The sequence below is a fragment of the Effusibacillus pohliae DSM 22757 genome (genome assembly GCF_000376225.1).
In the GTDB taxonomy this organism is placed as follows: Bacteria; Bacillota; Bacilli; order Tumebacillales; family Effusibacillaceae; genus Effusibacillus; species Effusibacillus pohliae.
Map to the genome: position 1 here is coordinate 37,569 of NZ_AQXL01000121.1, position 15,880 is coordinate 53,448.

At 56.5% G+C, this 15,880-nt stretch carries 19 protein-coding genes and 1 riboswitch; of the genes, 17 read left to right on the forward strand and 2 right to left on the reverse strand.

Annotated elements, in window-relative coordinates; genetic code table 11:
* The first annotated feature begins 23 nt into the window (after window positions 1-23).
* The 5 genes from crcB (C230_RS0110095) (at window position 24) to C230_RS20075 (ending at window position 3,314) form a co-directional block, all read left to right on the forward strand.
* Window positions 24-428, forward strand: a complete 405-nt coding sequence (crcB, locus tag C230_RS0110095) for a fluoride efflux transporter CrcB (protein ID WP_018131918.1) — start codon at window positions 24-26, stop codon at window positions 426-428.
* Window positions 425-793 (forward strand): fluoride efflux transporter CrcB, encoded by a 369-nt coding sequence (crcB, locus tag C230_RS0110100; protein ID WP_018131919.1) that lies wholly within the window; start codon window positions 425-427, stop codon window positions 791-793. The genes crcB (C230_RS0110095) and crcB (C230_RS0110100) overlap by 4 nt, the downstream gene beginning before the upstream one ends.
* A gap of 4 nt (window positions 794-797) precedes the next feature.
* Window positions 798-1,454, forward strand: a complete 657-nt coding sequence (locus C230_RS21380) for a DUF190 domain-containing protein (protein WP_018131920.1) — start codon at window positions 798-800, stop codon at window positions 1,452-1,454.
* A gap of 65 nt (window positions 1,455-1,519) precedes the next feature.
* Window positions 1,520-2,653: an MFS transporter gene (locus C230_RS0110110; RefSeq protein ID WP_018131921.1), complete on the forward strand. Its 1,134-nt coding sequence runs from the start codon at window positions 1,520-1,522 to the stop codon at window positions 2,651-2,653.
* A 259-nt stretch (window positions 2,654-2,912) separates the two neighbouring features.
* The gene (locus C230_RS20075) at window positions 2,913-3,314 is read left to right on the forward strand and encodes a hypothetical protein (RefSeq protein ID WP_156807420.1); all 402 of its coding nucleotides are present in this window, start codon (window positions 2,913-2,915) and stop codon (window positions 3,312-3,314) included.
* Between the two features lie 192 nt (window positions 3,315-3,506).
* Here the strand turns inward: C230_RS20075 and C230_RS0110125 are convergent, their stop codons facing one another.
* Window positions 3,507-4,796 (reverse strand): tetratricopeptide repeat protein, encoded by a 1,290-nt coding sequence (locus C230_RS0110125; protein ID WP_018131924.1) that lies wholly within the window; start codon window positions 4,794-4,796, stop codon window positions 3,507-3,509.
* 230 nt (window positions 4,797-5,026) lie between these two features.
* On the opposite strand from C230_RS0110125, the gene spoIIAA reads away from it, so the two are divergent.
* The 9 genes from spoIIAA (at window position 5,027) to lysA (ending at window position 10,747) form a co-directional block, all read left to right on the forward strand.
* On the forward strand, window positions 5,027-5,377 hold the full coding sequence (gene spoIIAA, locus C230_RS0110130) for an anti-sigma F factor antagonist (RefSeq protein WP_018131925.1): 351 nt from the start codon (window positions 5,027-5,029) through the stop codon (window positions 5,375-5,377).
* 2 nt (window positions 5,378-5,379) lie between these two features.
* Entirely contained in the window at window positions 5,380-5,820 is a 441-nt protein-coding gene (gene spoIIAB, locus C230_RS0110135) for an anti-sigma F factor (RefSeq protein ID WP_018131926.1), read from the forward strand.
* 11 nt (window positions 5,821-5,831) lie between these two features.
* Entirely contained in the window at window positions 5,832-6,581 is a 750-nt protein-coding gene (gene sigF / locus C230_RS0110140) for an RNA polymerase sporulation sigma factor SigF (RefSeq protein ID WP_018131927.1), read from the forward strand.
* Between the two features lie 42 nt (window positions 6,582-6,623).
* On the forward strand, window positions 6,624-6,764 hold the full coding sequence (locus tag C230_RS22565; protein WP_018131928.1) for a hypothetical protein: 141 nt from the start codon (window positions 6,624-6,626) through the stop codon (window positions 6,762-6,764).
* A 135-nt stretch (window positions 6,765-6,899) separates the two neighbouring features.
* On the forward strand, window positions 6,900-7,358 hold the full coding sequence (gene spoVAC / locus C230_RS0110150; RefSeq protein WP_018131929.1) for a stage V sporulation protein AC: 459 nt from the start codon (window positions 6,900-6,902) through the stop codon (window positions 7,356-7,358).
* A 10-nt stretch (window positions 7,359-7,368) separates the two neighbouring features.
* Entirely contained in the window at window positions 7,369-8,388 is a 1,020-nt protein-coding gene (gene spoVAD, locus C230_RS0110155) for a stage V sporulation protein AD (RefSeq protein ID WP_018131930.1), read from the forward strand.
* Entirely contained in the window at window positions 8,385-8,735 is a 351-nt protein-coding gene (spoVAE, locus tag C230_RS0110160; protein ID WP_018131931.1) for a stage V sporulation protein AE, read from the forward strand. Before spoVAD ends, spoVAE begins: the two co-directional genes overlap by 4 nt.
* Window positions 8,736-8,752: 17 nt before the next feature.
* Complete coding sequence (locus C230_RS0110165; RefSeq protein ID WP_018131932.1) at window positions 8,753-9,343, forward strand: stage V sporulation protein AE; 591 nt, start codon at window positions 8,753-8,755, stop codon at window positions 9,341-9,343.
* Between the two features lie 72 nt (window positions 9,344-9,415).
* Window positions 9,416-10,747, forward strand: coding sequence for a diaminopimelate decarboxylase (lysA, locus tag C230_RS0110170; protein ID WP_018131933.1), 1,332 nt, complete (start codon window positions 9,416-9,418; stop codon window positions 10,745-10,747).
* A 361-nt stretch (window positions 10,748-11,108) separates the two neighbouring features.
* Here lysA and C230_RS20080 read toward each other — a convergent pair whose 3' ends face one another.
* Window positions 11,109-12,353, reverse strand: coding sequence for a D-alanyl-D-alanine carboxypeptidase family protein (locus C230_RS20080; RefSeq protein ID WP_018131934.1), 1,245 nt, complete (start codon window positions 12,351-12,353; stop codon window positions 11,109-11,111).
* Between the two features lie 152 nt (window positions 12,354-12,505).
* Window positions 12,506-12,669: riboswitch (FMN riboswitch) on the forward strand.
* Window positions 12,670-12,894: 225 nt separating this feature from the next.
* On the opposite strand from C230_RS20080, the gene ribD reads away from it, so the two are divergent.
* The 3 genes from ribD to C230_RS0110190 are packed head-to-tail and all read left to right on the forward strand — an operon-like array spanning window position 12,895 to window position 15,872.
* Entirely contained in the window at window positions 12,895-13,983 is a 1,089-nt protein-coding gene (gene ribD, locus C230_RS0110180) for a bifunctional diaminohydroxyphosphoribosylaminopyrimidine deaminase/5-amino-6-(5-phosphoribosylamino)uracil reductase RibD (protein ID WP_018131935.1), read from the forward strand.
* A gap of 8 nt (window positions 13,984-13,991) precedes the next feature.
* Window positions 13,992-14,663 carry a riboflavin synthase gene (locus tag C230_RS0110185; protein WP_018131936.1) on the forward strand — a complete coding sequence of 224 codons (672 nt, stop codon included), beginning with the start codon at window positions 13,992-13,994 and terminating at the stop codon, window positions 14,661-14,663.
* Window positions 14,664-14,675: 12 nt separating this feature from the next.
* Window positions 14,676-15,872 carry a bifunctional 3,4-dihydroxy-2-butanone-4-phosphate synthase/GTP cyclohydrolase II gene (locus C230_RS0110190; RefSeq protein WP_018131937.1) on the forward strand — a complete coding sequence of 399 codons (1,197 nt, stop codon included), beginning with the start codon at window positions 14,676-14,678 and terminating at the stop codon, window positions 15,870-15,872.
* Window positions 15,873-15,880: the final 8 nt, after the last annotated feature.

Here is a 15,880-nt window from a genome sequence, read left to right on the forward strand (position 1 = left end):
GGGGATCAAAGGAGGTGATCGGTGTGCTCTACCTGGCGGTAGGTACGGGCGGCATTCTGGGAGCGTTGCTTCGTTATTATCTGGGAGTGTCTGTTCATGCGTGGTGGGCGTTGCCTTTTCCCCTGGCGACGCTTGTGACCAATTTCATCGGTTGCTTCGTGCTGGGTTGGTTTACCACCCGGGTGGCCCGACTGGGCTGGTTTCCCGCCTGGATCCGGCTCGGATTTGGAACAGGTGTGGTCGGATCGTTCACCACATTTTCCACATTCAGCGTAGAGACGTTCGAACTGATCCGGCAGGGACTGTGGGGAACGGCATTGCTCTACGTTCTGCTCAGTCTCTGGGGGGGCCTGTTTCTGGCATGGGCCGGGTGCCGCATCGCCCAGCTTCCGTTGAAAAAAAACGAAAGGGAGTGGCAGACGCCTTGATCTGGCACAGTTTTCTGGTGGCTGTCGGGGGGTTTTTCGGTGCGATCGCCCGCTACGGGATCAGCCAATGGCTGGGAAAACGGGTGGCGTCCGTGTTTCCGTACGGTACTTTATTCGTCAATCTTTCAGGTTCCTTCCTGTTGGGGCTAATCATCGGCAGCGGTGCCGGCTCAACGGTCAGCCTCCTGTTTGGTACCGGATTTATGGGCGCATTTACCACATTTTCGACATTCAAGCTGGAGAGTATCCAACTGGGTATGAAAAAAGAATGGAAACCGTTCGTTCAGTATCTGGCGATCAGTTACACGATCGGCATCGTTCTCGCGTTTTGCGGCTATGCCATCGGATCTGTGAGCAGGGGGTGAAAAAATGGCCAACCAGCTTTTGCTGAACATCGTGCTGGGTGAGCAGGAATTGGACCACCGCCATTCGCAACCGCTGTACACCGAGATCATGCAGTTTCTTTGGAAAAAAGGACTGGCGGGTGCAACTGTGGCGCGGGCGGATGCAGGAATCGACGAGAATGACACGTTTCGGGAGATGGTGTTGGAAGACGTTCCGTTCAACAATTTGCCGATCGTGATCGAAGCGGTGGACACACAAGAGCGGGTGAGATCACTTTTGCCCGAACTCAAATCCATGATTCCGCATGGGGAAATCGTGACAATTGAAGCGTTCGACATTTTGAAGGGGGCCTGGCCGATGAATGAAACGGAGTACCTGATGCTGAAGATCTATGTCAAGGAAAAATCCGATTGGTTCGGACGCGCCTTGTATCAGGAACTGTTACACCTCCTGAACGAACACCAACTGATCTGGTCAACCGTCACCCGCGGCATCGTGGGCTTCGGGAAAGACCACGTGATTCACAAACAATCGATCTTTTCGCTGTCATCGCAGGTACCGGTCGTAATCGAAGCGGTCGGCAGAACGGAGGTTGTCCGACGGCTTGTGCCGGAACTGGAAAAACGGGTACAGGAAGGCCTGTTGATCGCGATACCGGTTCAGGTCGTCATGGATCGATAGAAAGTGAGGCGAAGCAAGTGGAGGCAGGGAGATCTGCGGGTGGTTTCCGGGGGCTCAGCCGAACGGTGCTGGTTGTCGGTTGGGTCAGTCTGTTTACCGATGTGTCGAGTGAAATGATCGTACCGATTTTGCCGCTCTTCTTGACAACCGTGTTGCATGTGCAAACAGCAACCATCGGCTTGATTGAGGGGATCGCCGAAAGTACGGTGAGTATTCTGAAACTGTTCTCCGGCTGGTTGTCTGACCGGATCGGACGGCGCAAACCGCTGATGATCGTAGGTTACGGGCTTTCCAATCTGGTCAAACCGCTGTTCGCTCTCAGTACGACCTGGGGGCAGGTGTTGGCGATTCGCTTTGCCGACCGGTTTGGCAAAGGGGTGCGAGGCGCCCCGCGGGACGCCCTGATCGCAGATACGACCCCGCAGCAGGATCGGGGCAGGGCGTTTGGGTTTCACCGGGCGATGGATACACTGGGTGCCGCAGCCGGTCCTTTTCTGGCGTTTTGGATCCTGTCGCAGTTTGCCGGCGATTACCGGGCGGTGTTTTGGGTCTCCGCCATACCGGGCGTTTTGGCGGTCATCCTGTTGATTTTTTTCTTGAAAGAAAGGACGGGGGAACAAGCAGGCGGAGAGCGGTCATGGCCCACCATCAGCTTTCGCAACCAAAACCGCCGCTTTATCTCGTTTACGTTTGCCGCCACGCTGTTTGCCATCGGCAATTCTTCCGACGCATTTCTCATTTTGCGGGCACAGGACGCGGGTATGGAGCCGGCGCAGATTCCGCTGGCGTATTTTGCTTTTAACCTGACGTACAGCCTGCTTGCGATGCCGGCCGGCATCCTGTCGGATCGCATCGGGCGGCGATCCGTTCTGGTCGCCGGCTATCTGATTTTTGCCGCCATCTACCTGGGATTTGCGTTTGCCGACCAGCCGGCATGGATTTGGGCGCTGTTTCTTGTGTACGGGGTTTATTACGCGGCGACGGAAGGGATTCAAAAAGCGTACATCGCCGATCTTGTACCGGCAGGACAGCGTGGAACCGCGATCGGCACGTTCAACGCGGTAACCGGATTGGCAGCTCTGCCCGCCAGCTTGCTGGCTGGCACTCTCTGGCAAACGTTTGGAGCGACCGCCGCCTTTGCGGTGAGCAGCCTGCTTGCCCTGCTTGCGGCCGCTTTGCTGGTGGCCCTGCGGATTTAACCTTTAAATTTTCGGGATTCGCTGGCTGCTATATTGTTTGCCGTCCCAATGGAATCACTCCGTGCAATGAATTTTCATTCCCTTTGCTTGCAAATTTGTATTCATTGATGGATTTTGACCGCCCGTGTCCCGGTTGCCTTGGAAAATAAAAGATACGCTGAGGACATCAGAGCTTTCGGTCACATACCTTATAGTAGACGTTGCGGCAATTGGGGTGGTGAGTTTGCAAAAAAAGACAAGGAACGTGGCAGGGAACATCGTGCGAACTGTCTATCAGACGATCGATATTGCCACCGTTATCTTGCTGTTGACAGGACAAATTACGATTCGCGGAGTGTTTGTTACGCCCGAGGGGTTTTCGCTGTCTTTGTCCGGTCCCATTACCGGCAGACCCCGAGTGGAAGCCCTTCCGGAAGTTCCGCAAGCAAGCGTTGTGCTGGACTGGTTGGAGATCATCGCTGCATTGCTGCTTTTGATTGGTCAAATCCATGTGATCGGCACTTTTGTAACGTCAGGCGGATTTACGATTGTCGTCGGCGGACCGCCGTTCGGATTGAAGAAAAAAGAAGCATACGTTCCGGAAGCGGTGCAGTTTTTTGCTGAATACCGCGAATTGGTGTTGGAAAAGTGTCAAATCCGTCATACAAAAATAAGGGAATGATGCAACATGCCGTTATCCGACATTCCGGCAATCAAGCCGTCAAGGGGAACAATCTTTTTTGCGGCCGCGTTCTTGGCCGTGTTCTTGTTCTTTTTCACCCGCGACAAACCGGAACCCGAATCATCTGGGAGAGCGGATGTCGCCGATTCGTAAAATCAAACGCCCCGGAATTTTCCGGGACGTTTGTTACCGCTACGCCATCACGGTGATTTCGCGGAGATTGGTTTCCACCGCCTTTTGCATGCGCAAGATCGTTTCCGCCGCGTTCATGTAATTTCCCTGCCGTTTGTAGATTTCGGAAAGAAACGTGAACGCGCGTGTCAATTCGCCGAGGCAGTGCTGTTTTTGGCAGAGGTCGATCAACAATTCACAGTAGTCAATCGCTTCTGCATATTGGTTTTCCTGCAAATACACCTTCGCCAGGGTTCGGTATGCCTGCAGCCGCGCTTCTACGTCCTGGTCGGCTAACGCCAGCGCCGTTTCGCAGTGCGACCTGGCGGCTTCCAGCCGCCCCAAGCGGAAAAAGATGCCGGCGATGACAGAGTGGACATAGGCGATCTCTTCCATCAGATCGACATGGAATTGTTCGAGGCATTCTTCCAAGAGTTCCAGCGCCTGTTCCGGCCGGCCGCTTTCGTCGAGAATCTGCGCCAGGGTGGTTTTCATGTGGGCTGCGCGCGGGCGCAGGTTGAGGGCCTGCCAGATGGAGATCGAGTCCCGTGCGTATTCGGCCGCATTTTCATACTGTCCCAGATTTTGATAGACGCTGCTGAATGTTTCAGCCAACGCGGCAAGTTGTTGCGGATGACCGACCGCTTGCAAAATCGATTGTGCTTTTTGCAAGGTGGCGAGCGATTCCGAGTGGGCGCCCAACTGATTTTGCACCTGTGCCAGGAGAAGCAGAAGATCGGCCAGCAGATCGCTGTCGGGACTCAGTTCCCGGCAGCCGATGACGGCTCCTTTGCTCCAGTGAAAATGGGCCAGCACCAGGTTGCCCCTGTCATGTTCAAGCAGCCCTATGCCGCGGAACGCCCGTACGGCAGTCTGGGAGTCGCCCTCGCTGAAGGCGGTCTGGATGATCTGATCGTACAATTCCAGCGCCTGCTCCGGTTGGCCGCTTTTTTGCAGGCACTGGGCCAGGTCAAGTTGAAGTTCGGTGAGCGGGAGATGAGGAAGCGGTTCACTCAGCAGCTTTTGCAATAGGTTGCAGGCGGCGGCGTAATTTTCCGCTTCCATCAGCATGCGGGCATATTTTACCGCGCCGTTTTGTTCCATTTTGATTTGCATTTCGTCCAGAAAATATTGCAGGTTGACACCTAAACGGGCGGCCAGTTCCGCCAGCAGTTTGCAGGAAGGACTCGCTTTGTCAGCTTCGATCTGGCTGATCATGCTCGGTGTCACCAGGCCCTTGCCCAGTTCGCTTTGCGTCATCTGCTTGCTGCGGCGGAGTTGTTTGATTTTTTGTCCCAAAGTTTTTTGCATTCACTTTGTTCCCCCTGTTTCCCTTACCCCCAGTTTTATTGTACTATTCCTGGTGAACGAGGGGAATACTGGATGGAAAAATGATGGCGATCGGGAGGGTATGACAAGTATACGCCCGCCGGTTTTGACGGATCCGCTCGAATTCCATCTAGTTTTGTCGAGCGGAAGGAAAATTTTATCTGCTGCACGAATACCCTCTGTAGATTTGGATTGTACAGGGGGAGTAAAACATGAGTTTGCAAATCGAAACGGAGAAAATCGGAACCACCCTGGTAGTCCGGTTGGCAGGGGAACTGGATCATCACACGGCCGAACTGGTGCGGAACCGTGTCGAGTCGGAATTGGACAGCGGTCTCTATAAAAATATGATTTTTTCGCTTGGACGTTTGGAATTTATGGACAGTTCGGGGCTTGGCGTGATCCTTGGAAGGTACAAACGGGTGTCGCAGCTTGGCGGCAAAATGTCGCTTTGCGCCGTGAACGATTCGCTGCGCAAACTGTTTGAGCTGTCGGGGATATTCAAGATTCTGCCCGTCTATGATACCGAAACCCGGGCGTTGGCCGAAATGGGGGAGGTATAACGATGGCGCGCAACCATATGAAACTGGAGTTCGCCAGCCTGTCGCAGAACGAATCGTTTGCCCGCGTCGCGGTGGCTGCGTTCGTGTCGCAGCTGAATCCGGATATGGAGGAGCTAACCGAGATCAAAACGGTCGTTTCGGAAGCGGTGACGAACGCGATCATTCACGGGTATGAAGGGACAGAAGGAATCGTCACGGTAACCTGTTCGCTGGATGGGAAGACAATCGAACTGGTGATCGAAGATCAGGGGCGGGGAATTCCCGACATCGAACAGGCCCGCCAGCCGCTTTACACATCAAAACCGGAACTGGAACGATCGGGCATGGGGTTCACGATTATGGAAAATTTTGTGGATGAAATCGAGATTACGTCTGAGGTCGGCAAGGGCACTCGCGTCCGTTTGGTGAAAAGCATGAAGAGCGCTCAAGTATTGGGACACTGAGGGGTTTGCTTATGGAACGCAACCGGACTCCTTCCCACAGCAAGCTATCGGACGAACAGGTAAAGGAATTGATCGCGAAAAGCCAAACGGGCGACCAGGAAGCTCGGGAACGGCTGGTGATGGCCAATCAGCGGCTGGTTTGGTCGGTCGTGCAGCGGTTTTTGAACCGCGGCTACGAACCGGACGATCTGTTCCAAATCGGCTGCATCGGTCTGATGAAAGCGATCGACAAATTCGATCTGAGCTACGACGTGCGCTTTTCCACCTATGCCGTGCCGATGATCATCGGCGAAATCCAAAGATTTTTGCGGGACGATTCGACCGTCAAGATCTCGCGTTCGCTGAAGGAAACGGCCCGCCAGATCCGCAAGGTGCGGGACGAACTGGCAAAAAAATTGGGCCGTCAGCCGCACATCAACGAGGTGGCGGAAGCGATGGGCATGGATCCGGCGGAAGTGGTGTTTGCGCAGGAAGCAGTGCGGCAGCCAGCGTCCATTCATGAGACGGTGTTCGAAAATGACGGCGACCCGATTTATCTGATGGACCAGATTGCGGATGATGCGCAGGAGCGGTGGTTTGACAAGCTTTCTCTGCACGATGCGCTCTCGAAATTGCCGGAGCGGGAGCGGCTGATCGTGTTTCTCCGCTTTTTCCGCGACAAGACGCAGGCAGAAGTGGCCGATGTGCTGGGCATCTCGCAGGTGCAGGTGTCCCGCCTGGAAAAGCGAATTTTGCAGACGATCAAGGATCATTTGGGATAAATTCGCTCCTCCTGTACATACTGGAAGATGAGGTGGAGCGGAATGCGCAAAAAGTCGGCAAAGCGTCTCGTATTGTGGTTGTTTGTATTGGGCACTGTGCTTGGCGGCGGCATCGGCTGGGGTTACTATCATTTCGTGGTGGTCCCCAAACACCATTCGGTTACGAACGCCACCGAATTGTAACAGCCTTTGGCAGTTTGCATCTGCCGAAGGCTGTTTGTTTGGCCGCAGTTTCCAGCTTACCCGAGGGATAGGAGGCAGCCGTTGGAGATACGCTAAAAACATCAAACAGGTCAGGGGGCAAGGAGGTTTCTACGGATGCTCGCAAGCGGTCCGAAGACGCAACAGGCTTACAAGAAATTTGCGAAACAGCGGACTCCGCAGCGCCCCGTTTTGAAAAATACGGTACGGGCGTTCCTGGCGGGAGGTGCGATCTGTTTGCTGGGACAAATCATCCAGACGTTTTACATGACCTACTTCGATTTTACGGAACGCACCGCCAGCAACCCGACCGTCGCCACGCTGATTTTTCTGTCCGTGCTGCTGACGGGGCTTGGCGTGTACGACCGGTTTGGCCAGTGGGCGGGGGCCGGTTCGGCCGTGCCGGTTACCGGTTTTGCCAACGCGATGGCGGCTTCCGCCCTGGAACATAAAAGCGAGGGGTACGTGCTTGGAGTCGGGGGGAACATGTTTAAACTGGCCGGACCGGTGATCGTGTTTGGTACGGTGGCCGCTTTCTTCGTCGCGCTCGTCCGTTTCGTTTTCGAGAAGCTGTAAGGAGGACGCTATGGGGAAATTGGGCAAGCAGACGTGGCAGTTTCGCAATCAGCCGCGGATCTTGGCATGTTCGGCAGTCGTCGGTCCGAAGGAAGGGGAAGGCCCGCTGAAAAATGATTTTGACGTGATTCACGACGAACCGTATGTCGGCGAAAACAGTTGGGAAAAAGCGGAACAAAAACTGTTGCAGGAATCGATTCAATTGGCGGTGAAAAAAGGGGGCGTTCCGCTCAGCCAGGTGGATGTGATCCTGGCTGGCGACCTGATCAATCAGATCACCGTCTCGAGCTTTTCGGCCAGAAGCATCGGGGCGCCTTATCTGGGGATTTTCGGCGCCTGTTCGACAGCGATGGAAGGTTTGGCCTTCGCCGCCCAGCTGGTCGATGCCGGTTTTGCCGATTATGCGGTGGCCGCCACGTCCAGTCACAATTCGACGGCGGAGCGGCAGTTTCGCTATCCCACCGAATACGGCGGGCAAAAACCGCCGAGCGCGCAGTGCACGGTGACGGGAGCCGGAGCCGCGTTGGTCGGCAAAGGATTGCAAGGTCCCTTGATCACCTATGCGACGATCGGGAAGGTGATCGATATGGGGATCAAAAGCCCGTGGGAAATGGGACCAGCCATGGCGCCGGCGGCGGTCGACACGATTACCGCCCATTTCCGCGATACCGGCAGAACGCCGGACGATTACGATTTGATCGTGACGGGCGATCTGGCCCGCGTCGGCCATCCGATTGCCGCCGAATTGCTGGAGGCGGAAGGGTATCGGATGCAGGACAAATTCACCGATTGCGGGATGCTGATTTTTCATCCCGATCAGCCGGAAGTGTTCTCCGGCGGAAGCGGTTGCGCCTGTTGCGCGACAGTTACCTACGGCTATTTGATGCGGCGGATGGCAGAAGGGAAATTGAACCGGATGTTGGTGGTCGCCACCGGTGCACTGCTGTCGCCGTTGACGGTGCAGCAAGGTGAGACGATTCCGTGCATCGCCTATGCGGTTGCAATCGAAAGGGAAGGTGAAACGAAGTGACGTTTTTTTGGGCTTTTGTGATCGGCGGCCTGATCTGTGTCATCGGTCAGTTGCTGATGGACCTGACGAATCAGACACCCGCTCACGTAATGGTGATCCTGGTCGTGGCCGGGGCGGTGCTGGACGGGTTGGGACTGTATGAACCGTTGATCAAATTTGCCGGCGCCGGGGCATCGGTTCCGATCACAAGCTTCGGCAACGCGTTGGTGCACGGGGCGATGGCGGAGGCAAAGACGCACGGACTGATCGGGATTATCACCGGTATCTTTGAAGTCACAAGCGCGGGGATTTCCGCCGCGATCATCTTCAGTTTCCTTGCCTCACTGGTATTCCGGGCGAGGGGTTAAGCAGCGGGAGTGATCATATGGCTGCAGGTCGGACGACGGCGAAACGGAAAGTGATTCTGATTACGGATGGCGATCAGGTTGCCCGCAAAGCGGTGGAGGAGGCAGCCCGCAAAGTGGGGGCTCGCGTCATTTCGCGATCGGCGGGCAACCCTACACCCTTACAGGGGCATGAAATCGTCCGCCTGGTACAGCAGGCGAAAAACGATCCGGTGCTGGTGATGTTCGACGACAACGGCCACGGGGAAGAAGGGTACGGCGAAAAAGCGCTGCGCGAACTTGTCAATGATCCGTCGATCGAAGTGATCGGGGCGATCGCAGTCGCCTCGAACACCGCGTATGTGGAAGGGACGCGGGTCGATTTTTCGCTCGACCAGCAAGGCCACATCGTACGCGACGGAGTCGACAAGGACGGGGTGCCGCTGGGATTGCGCCAACCGGTCATCATGGGCGATACGGTCGATGTGCTGAACGAATGCAACGTGCCGATCGTGATCGGCATCGGGGATATTGGAAAAATGGGCGGCAAAGACGCGTTCTGCAAAGGGGCGCCGATCACCACCAGCGCCATTTTGGAGATTTTGAAACGAAGCGGCTGTGATGTTCCCTGATCCGCCAAAATCGTGGTATAATGTCAGTCATATATATCGACTGACTTTTTTCTGTGGAGAGGAGCTCAACTCATGTACCTTCAGGGAACGAGCCGAATCAATGAAAAAGGCCGCCTGGAGATTGGCGGTTGCGATACAGTGGAATTGGCGAAGCAATTCGGGACGCCTCTATACGTGTATGACGAAGCGCTGATCCGTGAGACTTGCCGGGCGTACAAGCGAGCGTTTGATGAAACCGGGCTGCGGTATCAGGTTGCGTATGCATCGAAAGCGTTTTGCACGATGGCGATCTGCAAATTGATTGAAGAAGAAGGGCTGTCGCTCGATGTCGTGTCGGCCGGTGAACTGCATACGGCGATCAAGGCAGGGTTTCCAGCGGAACGGATTCACTTCCACGGCAACAACAAGACGCCGGACGAGATTGAATACGCGCTGGAAGTCGGGATCGGCGAGTTTATTGTGGACAATTTTTACGAGTTGGAACTGTTGAGCGCCATGGCGGCGGCGAAAGGCAAGACCGCCAGCATTTTGTTGCGGGTGACGCCGGGTGTGGAAGCTCATACGCACGAATATATTTCCACCGGGCAAGAGGATTCCAAGTTCGGATTTGACATGGGCAGCGGCCAGGCGCAAACGGCGATCCGCAAAACGCTGAATTTGCCGGCGATCCGCCTGGCGGGGCTGCATTCGCATATCGGGTCGCAAATTTTTGAAACGGAAGGGTTTGCGGTCGCGATCGCCCGGCTTGCCGATTTGTATGAATGGGCGGCGAAGGAAGCGGGTGTGATGTTGACCAAACTGAATGTGGGCGGCGGTTTCGGCATCCGCTACACGGACAAGGACGCGCCGTTGTCGCCTGCCGACTATGTGCGGGCGATTGCCGATACGATCCTGGCCGAATTTGCGATCCGTGGGCTGGAGGTGCCGGAAGTGATTATCGAGCCGGGCCGGTCGATCGTCGGTCCGGCCGGAACGACGCTGTACACGGTCGGATCGACCAAAACGATTCCCGGCATCCGCAAATATGTGGCCGTAAACGGCGGCATGACCGACAACCCGCGCCCCGCCTTGTATCAGGCGGAATATGAAGCGATGTTGGCCAACCGGGCGTGCGAGCCGGCGACCGAAACGGTTTCGGTGGCAGGCAAATGCTGCGAGAGCGGCGATATGCTCATCTGGGACGTCCGGCTGCCGCAAGTGGAACCGGGCGACATTTTGGCTGTTTCCTGCACGGGGGCCTACAACTATTCGATGGCGAGCAACTACAACCGGATCGCCCGGCCGGCCGTCGTGTTCGTCAAAGACGGCCAGGCGGATCTCGTCGTCAAACGGGAGACGCTGGACGATCTGATCCGGCATGACCGCATCCCGGAACGGATGCAGGCGGCGGCTCCGATCCGGTAATCGGTTGTGTTGCCCATTTTTCGCCGGGGGCGGACATCTGCCCCTGGCTTTTGTTTTGTCGGCTGCATAGTCTGCCAGTAGTTGAATCGCAATCCGCGCGCGGAAATTTTCTAGACTGGAGACGGGGTGAAAAAATGGGCGCTTTGTTCAGCATCCTCTCGACCTGTTTTCGGATCGCCGGGGCGGTTCGGGGATTTTGGGGGTTTCTTGTTCCGTTTTGGGATTTCATAAGGGGATGGATCGGCAGAAGGCCGGCCACCGCATCTGCCGCCTGAGCGGCGGAATTTGTGAAAACGGGCATGCCAGCGAAGGCATGCCCGTTTTCCGGAACCGGGGAGAGTCATCCCCGGTTCACTCTGAACTAATAGTTTTGATTCCGGTAGTCGCGGAAATTTTGAATGTGCATGTGGGCTGCCTCGCGGAGGCGGATTCTGCGGTAGATCAACCCGGCCAGCAAAATCGGAAACGGCAGCAGCGCATGCCACCATTTGAACGAGTAGTTAAACCGTACATATTCGATGACCGAGCGCGGCGCAGGAATCTCCCCTGCCGTAACAAGCGGCACCGAACCGATCGTTTGTCCGTCGGCGGTAAACTCGAGCTCGCCGACCGTCGTTCCGGCCGCCACCGGCGGTTTGGCAGGCGGATGTAAGCGGATGCGTGACTGGATGTCCGGATGTCTTTTCGCCGGAAACGTGTAGTAATAATCGGATGCCACTTTCACGTCCGTTTTCAGATCGTCGCTGATCGTGAGGGACGTGACGACTTTGTCTTTTTCGGCGATTTTTTGCGTGTCATAATGGGAAAATCCGTAATCGAGCAAGGCGGTTGCGTCAAGCCGGATCGTCTGCTTCAGATCGGCCCGCATCAGCGTGCCGATGATTTCGCGGTCGCCGCGGGCGGCCGACACCACCATCGTCTGTCTCGCCTGATCGGTGTACCCTGTTTTCACTCCGTTTGCCCCGTCATAGTTGTACAGCATCGGATTGATATTATAGAGCACCGAGTTCCATTCCTTGCCGTGCCAAGGGCGCGTTTCCGTTTTGACGATCTCCCGGAATTTCGGGTTTTGCATCGCATACCGGGCGATCAGGGTCATGTCATAGGGGGTCGTGTAATGTTCCGGATCGTGCAATCCGTTCGGATTCACAAAATGCGACTCCTTCGCCCCGATTTGCTTCGCTTTTTGGTTCATCAGATCGGCGAACGCTTCCACCGACCCGGAGATGTGCTCGGCGATCGCGACCGCCGCATCGTTGCCGGAGTTGAGCATCAAGCCGTACAAGAGATTTTCCATCGACTGGTACTCGCCTTCCGCCAGGTAGACCCGGTTCCCTTCCTGTTCCGTCGCCCGTTTGGAGACGCGCACTTGTTCATCCAGTCTGGAATTTTCAAGCGCGATGATACAGGTCAGGATTTTCGTGATGGAGGCGGGATAGAACCGTTGATGGGCGTTTTTTTGATAGAGGACTTGACCGGACTTCATATCCATCAGAAAGGCGCCTTCCGATTGGATCTGCGGTTCCCCTTCCGCGAACGCGAACAGGGGCAACGCCGAAATCACCAGTAAAATCGCAAGCAACCAGATGATCAATTTTCGAAGCATGATGCATACACTCCAAAAAACGGATTTGCCGAAATCGCAACAGGACATGCTTATTTTATTACGGTTTCACAGATATTGCAATTCTACCTATTGCAAGTCTACCTTTACAGAACTGCTACACACCGTTATACTGAATACACATTCAACTGCAGAGTTTCCTTCAGGGCAGGGTGAGGCTTGACGGCCAATTCCCGACCGGTGGTGATGCGGGGAGCCCCGCTAAGTCCACGAGCCGACCTGGTGCACTCCACCAGGAAAGCAGGAGTTTGGTGAGAATCCAACACCGACGGTACAGTCCGGATGGGAGAAGGAACCAGGCGAGGCATGGAGCGATCTGATCTGTGTCTTATGGAAAACTATGCCAAAAAACAGGCGAGTTATGCCTGTTTGCTTGGTCTTGCCTGATTTCTGCTGCCCGTATGCCCTGAAGAATTCTGCTTCAGGGTTTTTTTGTTGGGTTCGGACGTGCGGGCTCCCAGGCGTTCAGGAAGGCAGCGGCGTCCGATCCGACTTGCGGCGATACCGGCAGGTGGTGAGAAGATTGACGGATGCAGAATATATGAAGCTGGCGCTCGAGTTGGCGTCCGCAACCAACGGGCGGACATGGCCGAACCCGATGGTCGGAGCCGTGGTGGTGAATCACGGACGGATCGTCGGCATCGGGGCGCACTTAAAAGCGGGCGAGCCGCACGCGGAAGTGTATGCGCTGCGGATGGCGGGCGACGCCGCGCGAGGCGGCACGATCTATGTGACGCTGGAACCCTGCAGCCACTATGGACGAACGCCGCCATGCGCGGAACGAGTGATTGAATCCGGCGTGGCGCGCGTGGTCGTGGCGATGCTTGACCCGAATCCGTTGGTGGCCGGACGCGGCGTGGAGCGGATCCGGCAGGCGGGGATCGAAGTCGAGGTCGGGGTCCTGGAAGCGGAAGCCCGGCGGTTGAATGAAGTGTGGATCACCGCAATCCACGAGCGTCGGCCGTTCGTCTGGATGAAAGCGGCGATGACGTTGGACGGCAAAATCGCAACCGGCACGGGTGACAGCAAGTGGATCACAGGCGAGCAGGCGAGGCGCGAGGTGCACCGGATGCGCGACCGGGCAGACGCGATTTTGGTCGGGATCGGCACGGTGCTGGCGGACGATCCGCAGTTGACGACCCGGTTGCCGGAGGGGGGACGCAACCCGCTGCGAGTGGTGCTTGACACGCGTTTGCGCATGCCGGAAACGGCGCAGATATTGAAACCGGAAGCGCCGACGCTGGTCGCTTGCGGTCCAGCTGCCGATCCGGCAAAAATCGGCCGGCTGCAGGCACGCGGAATTGAAGTCCTCCAGCTCGCTCTGGCGGACGGCAGGATCGATCTGAACGAACTGCTGGCCGAACTGTACAAGCGCGAAGTCACCTTGTTGCTGGTGGAAGGCGGCGGCGAAGTGCACGGATCGTTCCTGCAGGCGGGACTGATCGACAAGGTGACGATGTTCGTGGCGCCGAAACTGATCGGCGGCAATGGGCAGTCGCCGGTCGGCGGAGCTGGATTTTCCCGTATGGGCGACGCGATCGCGCTGCAAAATACGACAGTGGAAATGTTCGGAAACGATCTGGCGATCACCGGATATCCGGTTTGGAGGTAGGTGACACGATGTTTACCGGGATAATCGAGGAAGTCGGGCGGGTGGCGGCGATACGGCCGGTCGGCCATGCCATTCAACTGCAGATCCGGGCGCGCAAAGTGGTGGAAGGCGCGAAAATCGGCGATTCGATCGCCGTCAACGGCGTCTGCCTGACGGTCACCCGGTTCGATGCGAGCGGCTTTGAAGCGGATGTAGTGCCGGAGACGATGCGGCGAACCGCCCTGCGCACGCTACAGCCGGGCAGCCCGGTCAATTTGGAGCGGGCGATGCAGATGGGCGGCCGGTTCGGGGGCCATATCGTGTCCGGGCATATTGACGGCATCGGCACCATTCTGTCGATCGAGCCGGAAGACAATGCGAAGCTGGTTCGGATCGAAACGGGACCCGAGATTATGAAATACATCGTGCCGAAAGGCTCGATCACGATCGACGGAATTTCGCTGACGGTGATGGACCGCGAACCGGACAGCTTCCGGGTGTCGATCATTCCGCACACGGAAGCTGTCACCAATCTCGGCGGCAAACGGGTCGGGGATCCGGTCAACCTGGAATGCGACATGATCGGCAAGTATGTGGAACAGTTGTTGGCAAACAGGTTCGGTGCTGCGGCTGGCGGCCCGGTTGCGGAGGAAAAATCGGCGTTGTCGATCGATTTTTTGCGGGAACATGGATTTGCGTGAGGGGGGAGCGCGATGTTTCATTCGATTGAGGAAGCGTTGGCCGATCTGAAAGAAGGCAAAGTGGTGATCGTGGTTGACGACGAGGACCGCGAAAATGAGGGCGATTTTGTTGCGCTGGCGGAAAAGGCGACGCCGGAAGTGATCAATTTCATGATCACGCACGGGCGCGGGCTCGTCTGCGTGCCGATCACGGAAAAGCGGGCGAGAGAACTCGATCTGCAACCGATGGTCAACCGGAACACCGATCTGCACGGAACTGCGTTCACCGTATCGGTTGATGCGAAGCAAGGGACGACGACAGGCATCTCGGCATTTGAGCGGGCTGTGACGATCGCCGCCCTAATTGACGAGAAAAGCACGGCGGATGATTTCCGGCGGCCCGGGCATATTTTTCCGCTGATTGCTCGGGAAGGGGGCGTATTGCGTCGGGCAGGGCACACGGAAGCGGCGGTCGATCTGGCAAAATTGTGCGGCGCCTATCCGGCCGGTGTGATCTGCGAAGTGTTGAAACCGGACGGGACGATGGCACGTGTGCCCGATCTGGTCGAGATCGCGAACCAGCACGATCTGAAGATGATCACGATCGCCGATCTGATCCGTTACCGGAAATCGCGCGAAGTGCTGGTACAGCGGGCGGCGTCCGCCCATCTGCCGACTGAATACGGCGATTTCCAGGCGGTCGTGTACACCAATTCGGTCGATGACAAGGAGCATATCGCGCTGGTGAAAGGCGAGATCGATCCGGAACAGCCGGTGATGGTGCGCGTGCATTCGGAGTGCATGACGGGTGATGTGTTCGGTTCCTATCGCTGCGATTGCGGGCCGCAGCTGCACGCCGCCTTGCGCCAGATCGAAGCGAACGGTTCCGGCGTACTGCTCTACATGCGGCAGGAGGGGCGCGGCATCGGCCTGATCAATAAAATCCGGGCATACGAGCTGCAGGAAAAAGGGTACGATACGGTGGAGGCGAACGAGAAGCTGGGATTTCCGGCCGATTTGCGGGATTACGGGATCGGTGCGCAGATCCTGATCGATCTGGGCGTGCGCAAACTCCGCCTGCTGACCAACAACCCGCGCAAAATTCGCGGCCTCGAGGGGCACGGCCTGACGATCGTCGAACGGATTCCGCTGCAGATGGAGCCAAACGAGGTGAACATCAACTATTTGAACGCGAAACAGAAAAAATTGGGACACCTGTTGAACATTTAGTTGAACAT

Coding starts and splice junctions, on each gene's coding strand:
- C230_RS22565 (WP_018131928.1), top strand. CDS start 6,624: ATGCGCAAAAAGTCGGCAAAGCGTCTCGTATTGTGGTTGTTTGTATTG.
- lysA (WP_018131933.1), top strand. CDS start 9,416: ATGTACCTTCAGGGAACGAGCCGAATCAATGAAAAAGGCCGCCTGGAG.
- C230_RS0110165 (WP_018131932.1), top strand. CDS start 8,753: ATGGCTGCAGGTCGGACGACGGCGAAACGGAAAGTGATTCTGATTACG.
- C230_RS0110125 (WP_018131924.1), bottom strand. CDS start 4,796: ATGCAAAAAACTTTGGGACAAAAAATCAAACAACTCCGCCGCAGCAAG.
- C230_RS0110185 (WP_018131936.1), top strand. CDS start 13,992: ATGTTTACCGGGATAATCGAGGAAGTCGGGCGGGTGGCGGCGATACGG.
- C230_RS20080 (WP_018131934.1), bottom strand. CDS start 12,353: ATGCTTCGAAAATTGATCATCTGGTTGCTTGCGATTTTACTGGTGATT.
- spoIIAA (WP_018131925.1), top strand. CDS start 5,027: ATGAGTTTGCAAATCGAAACGGAGAAAATCGGAACCACCCTGGTAGTC.
- spoIIAB (WP_018131926.1), top strand. CDS start 5,380: ATGGCGCGCAACCATATGAAACTGGAGTTCGCCAGCCTGTCGCAGAAC.
- C230_RS21380 (WP_018131920.1), top strand. CDS start 798: ATGGCCAACCAGCTTTTGCTGAACATCGTGCTGGGTGAGCAGGAATTG.
- spoVAC (WP_018131929.1), top strand. CDS start 6,900: ATGCTCGCAAGCGGTCCGAAGACGCAACAGGCTTACAAGAAATTTGCG.
- C230_RS0110190 (WP_018131937.1), top strand. CDS start 14,676: ATGTTTCATTCGATTGAGGAAGCGTTGGCCGATCTGAAAGAAGGCAAA.
- spoVAD (WP_018131930.1), top strand. CDS start 7,369: ATGGGGAAATTGGGCAAGCAGACGTGGCAGTTTCGCAATCAGCCGCGG.
- sigF (WP_018131927.1), top strand. CDS start 5,832: ATGGAACGCAACCGGACTCCTTCCCACAGCAAGCTATCGGACGAACAG.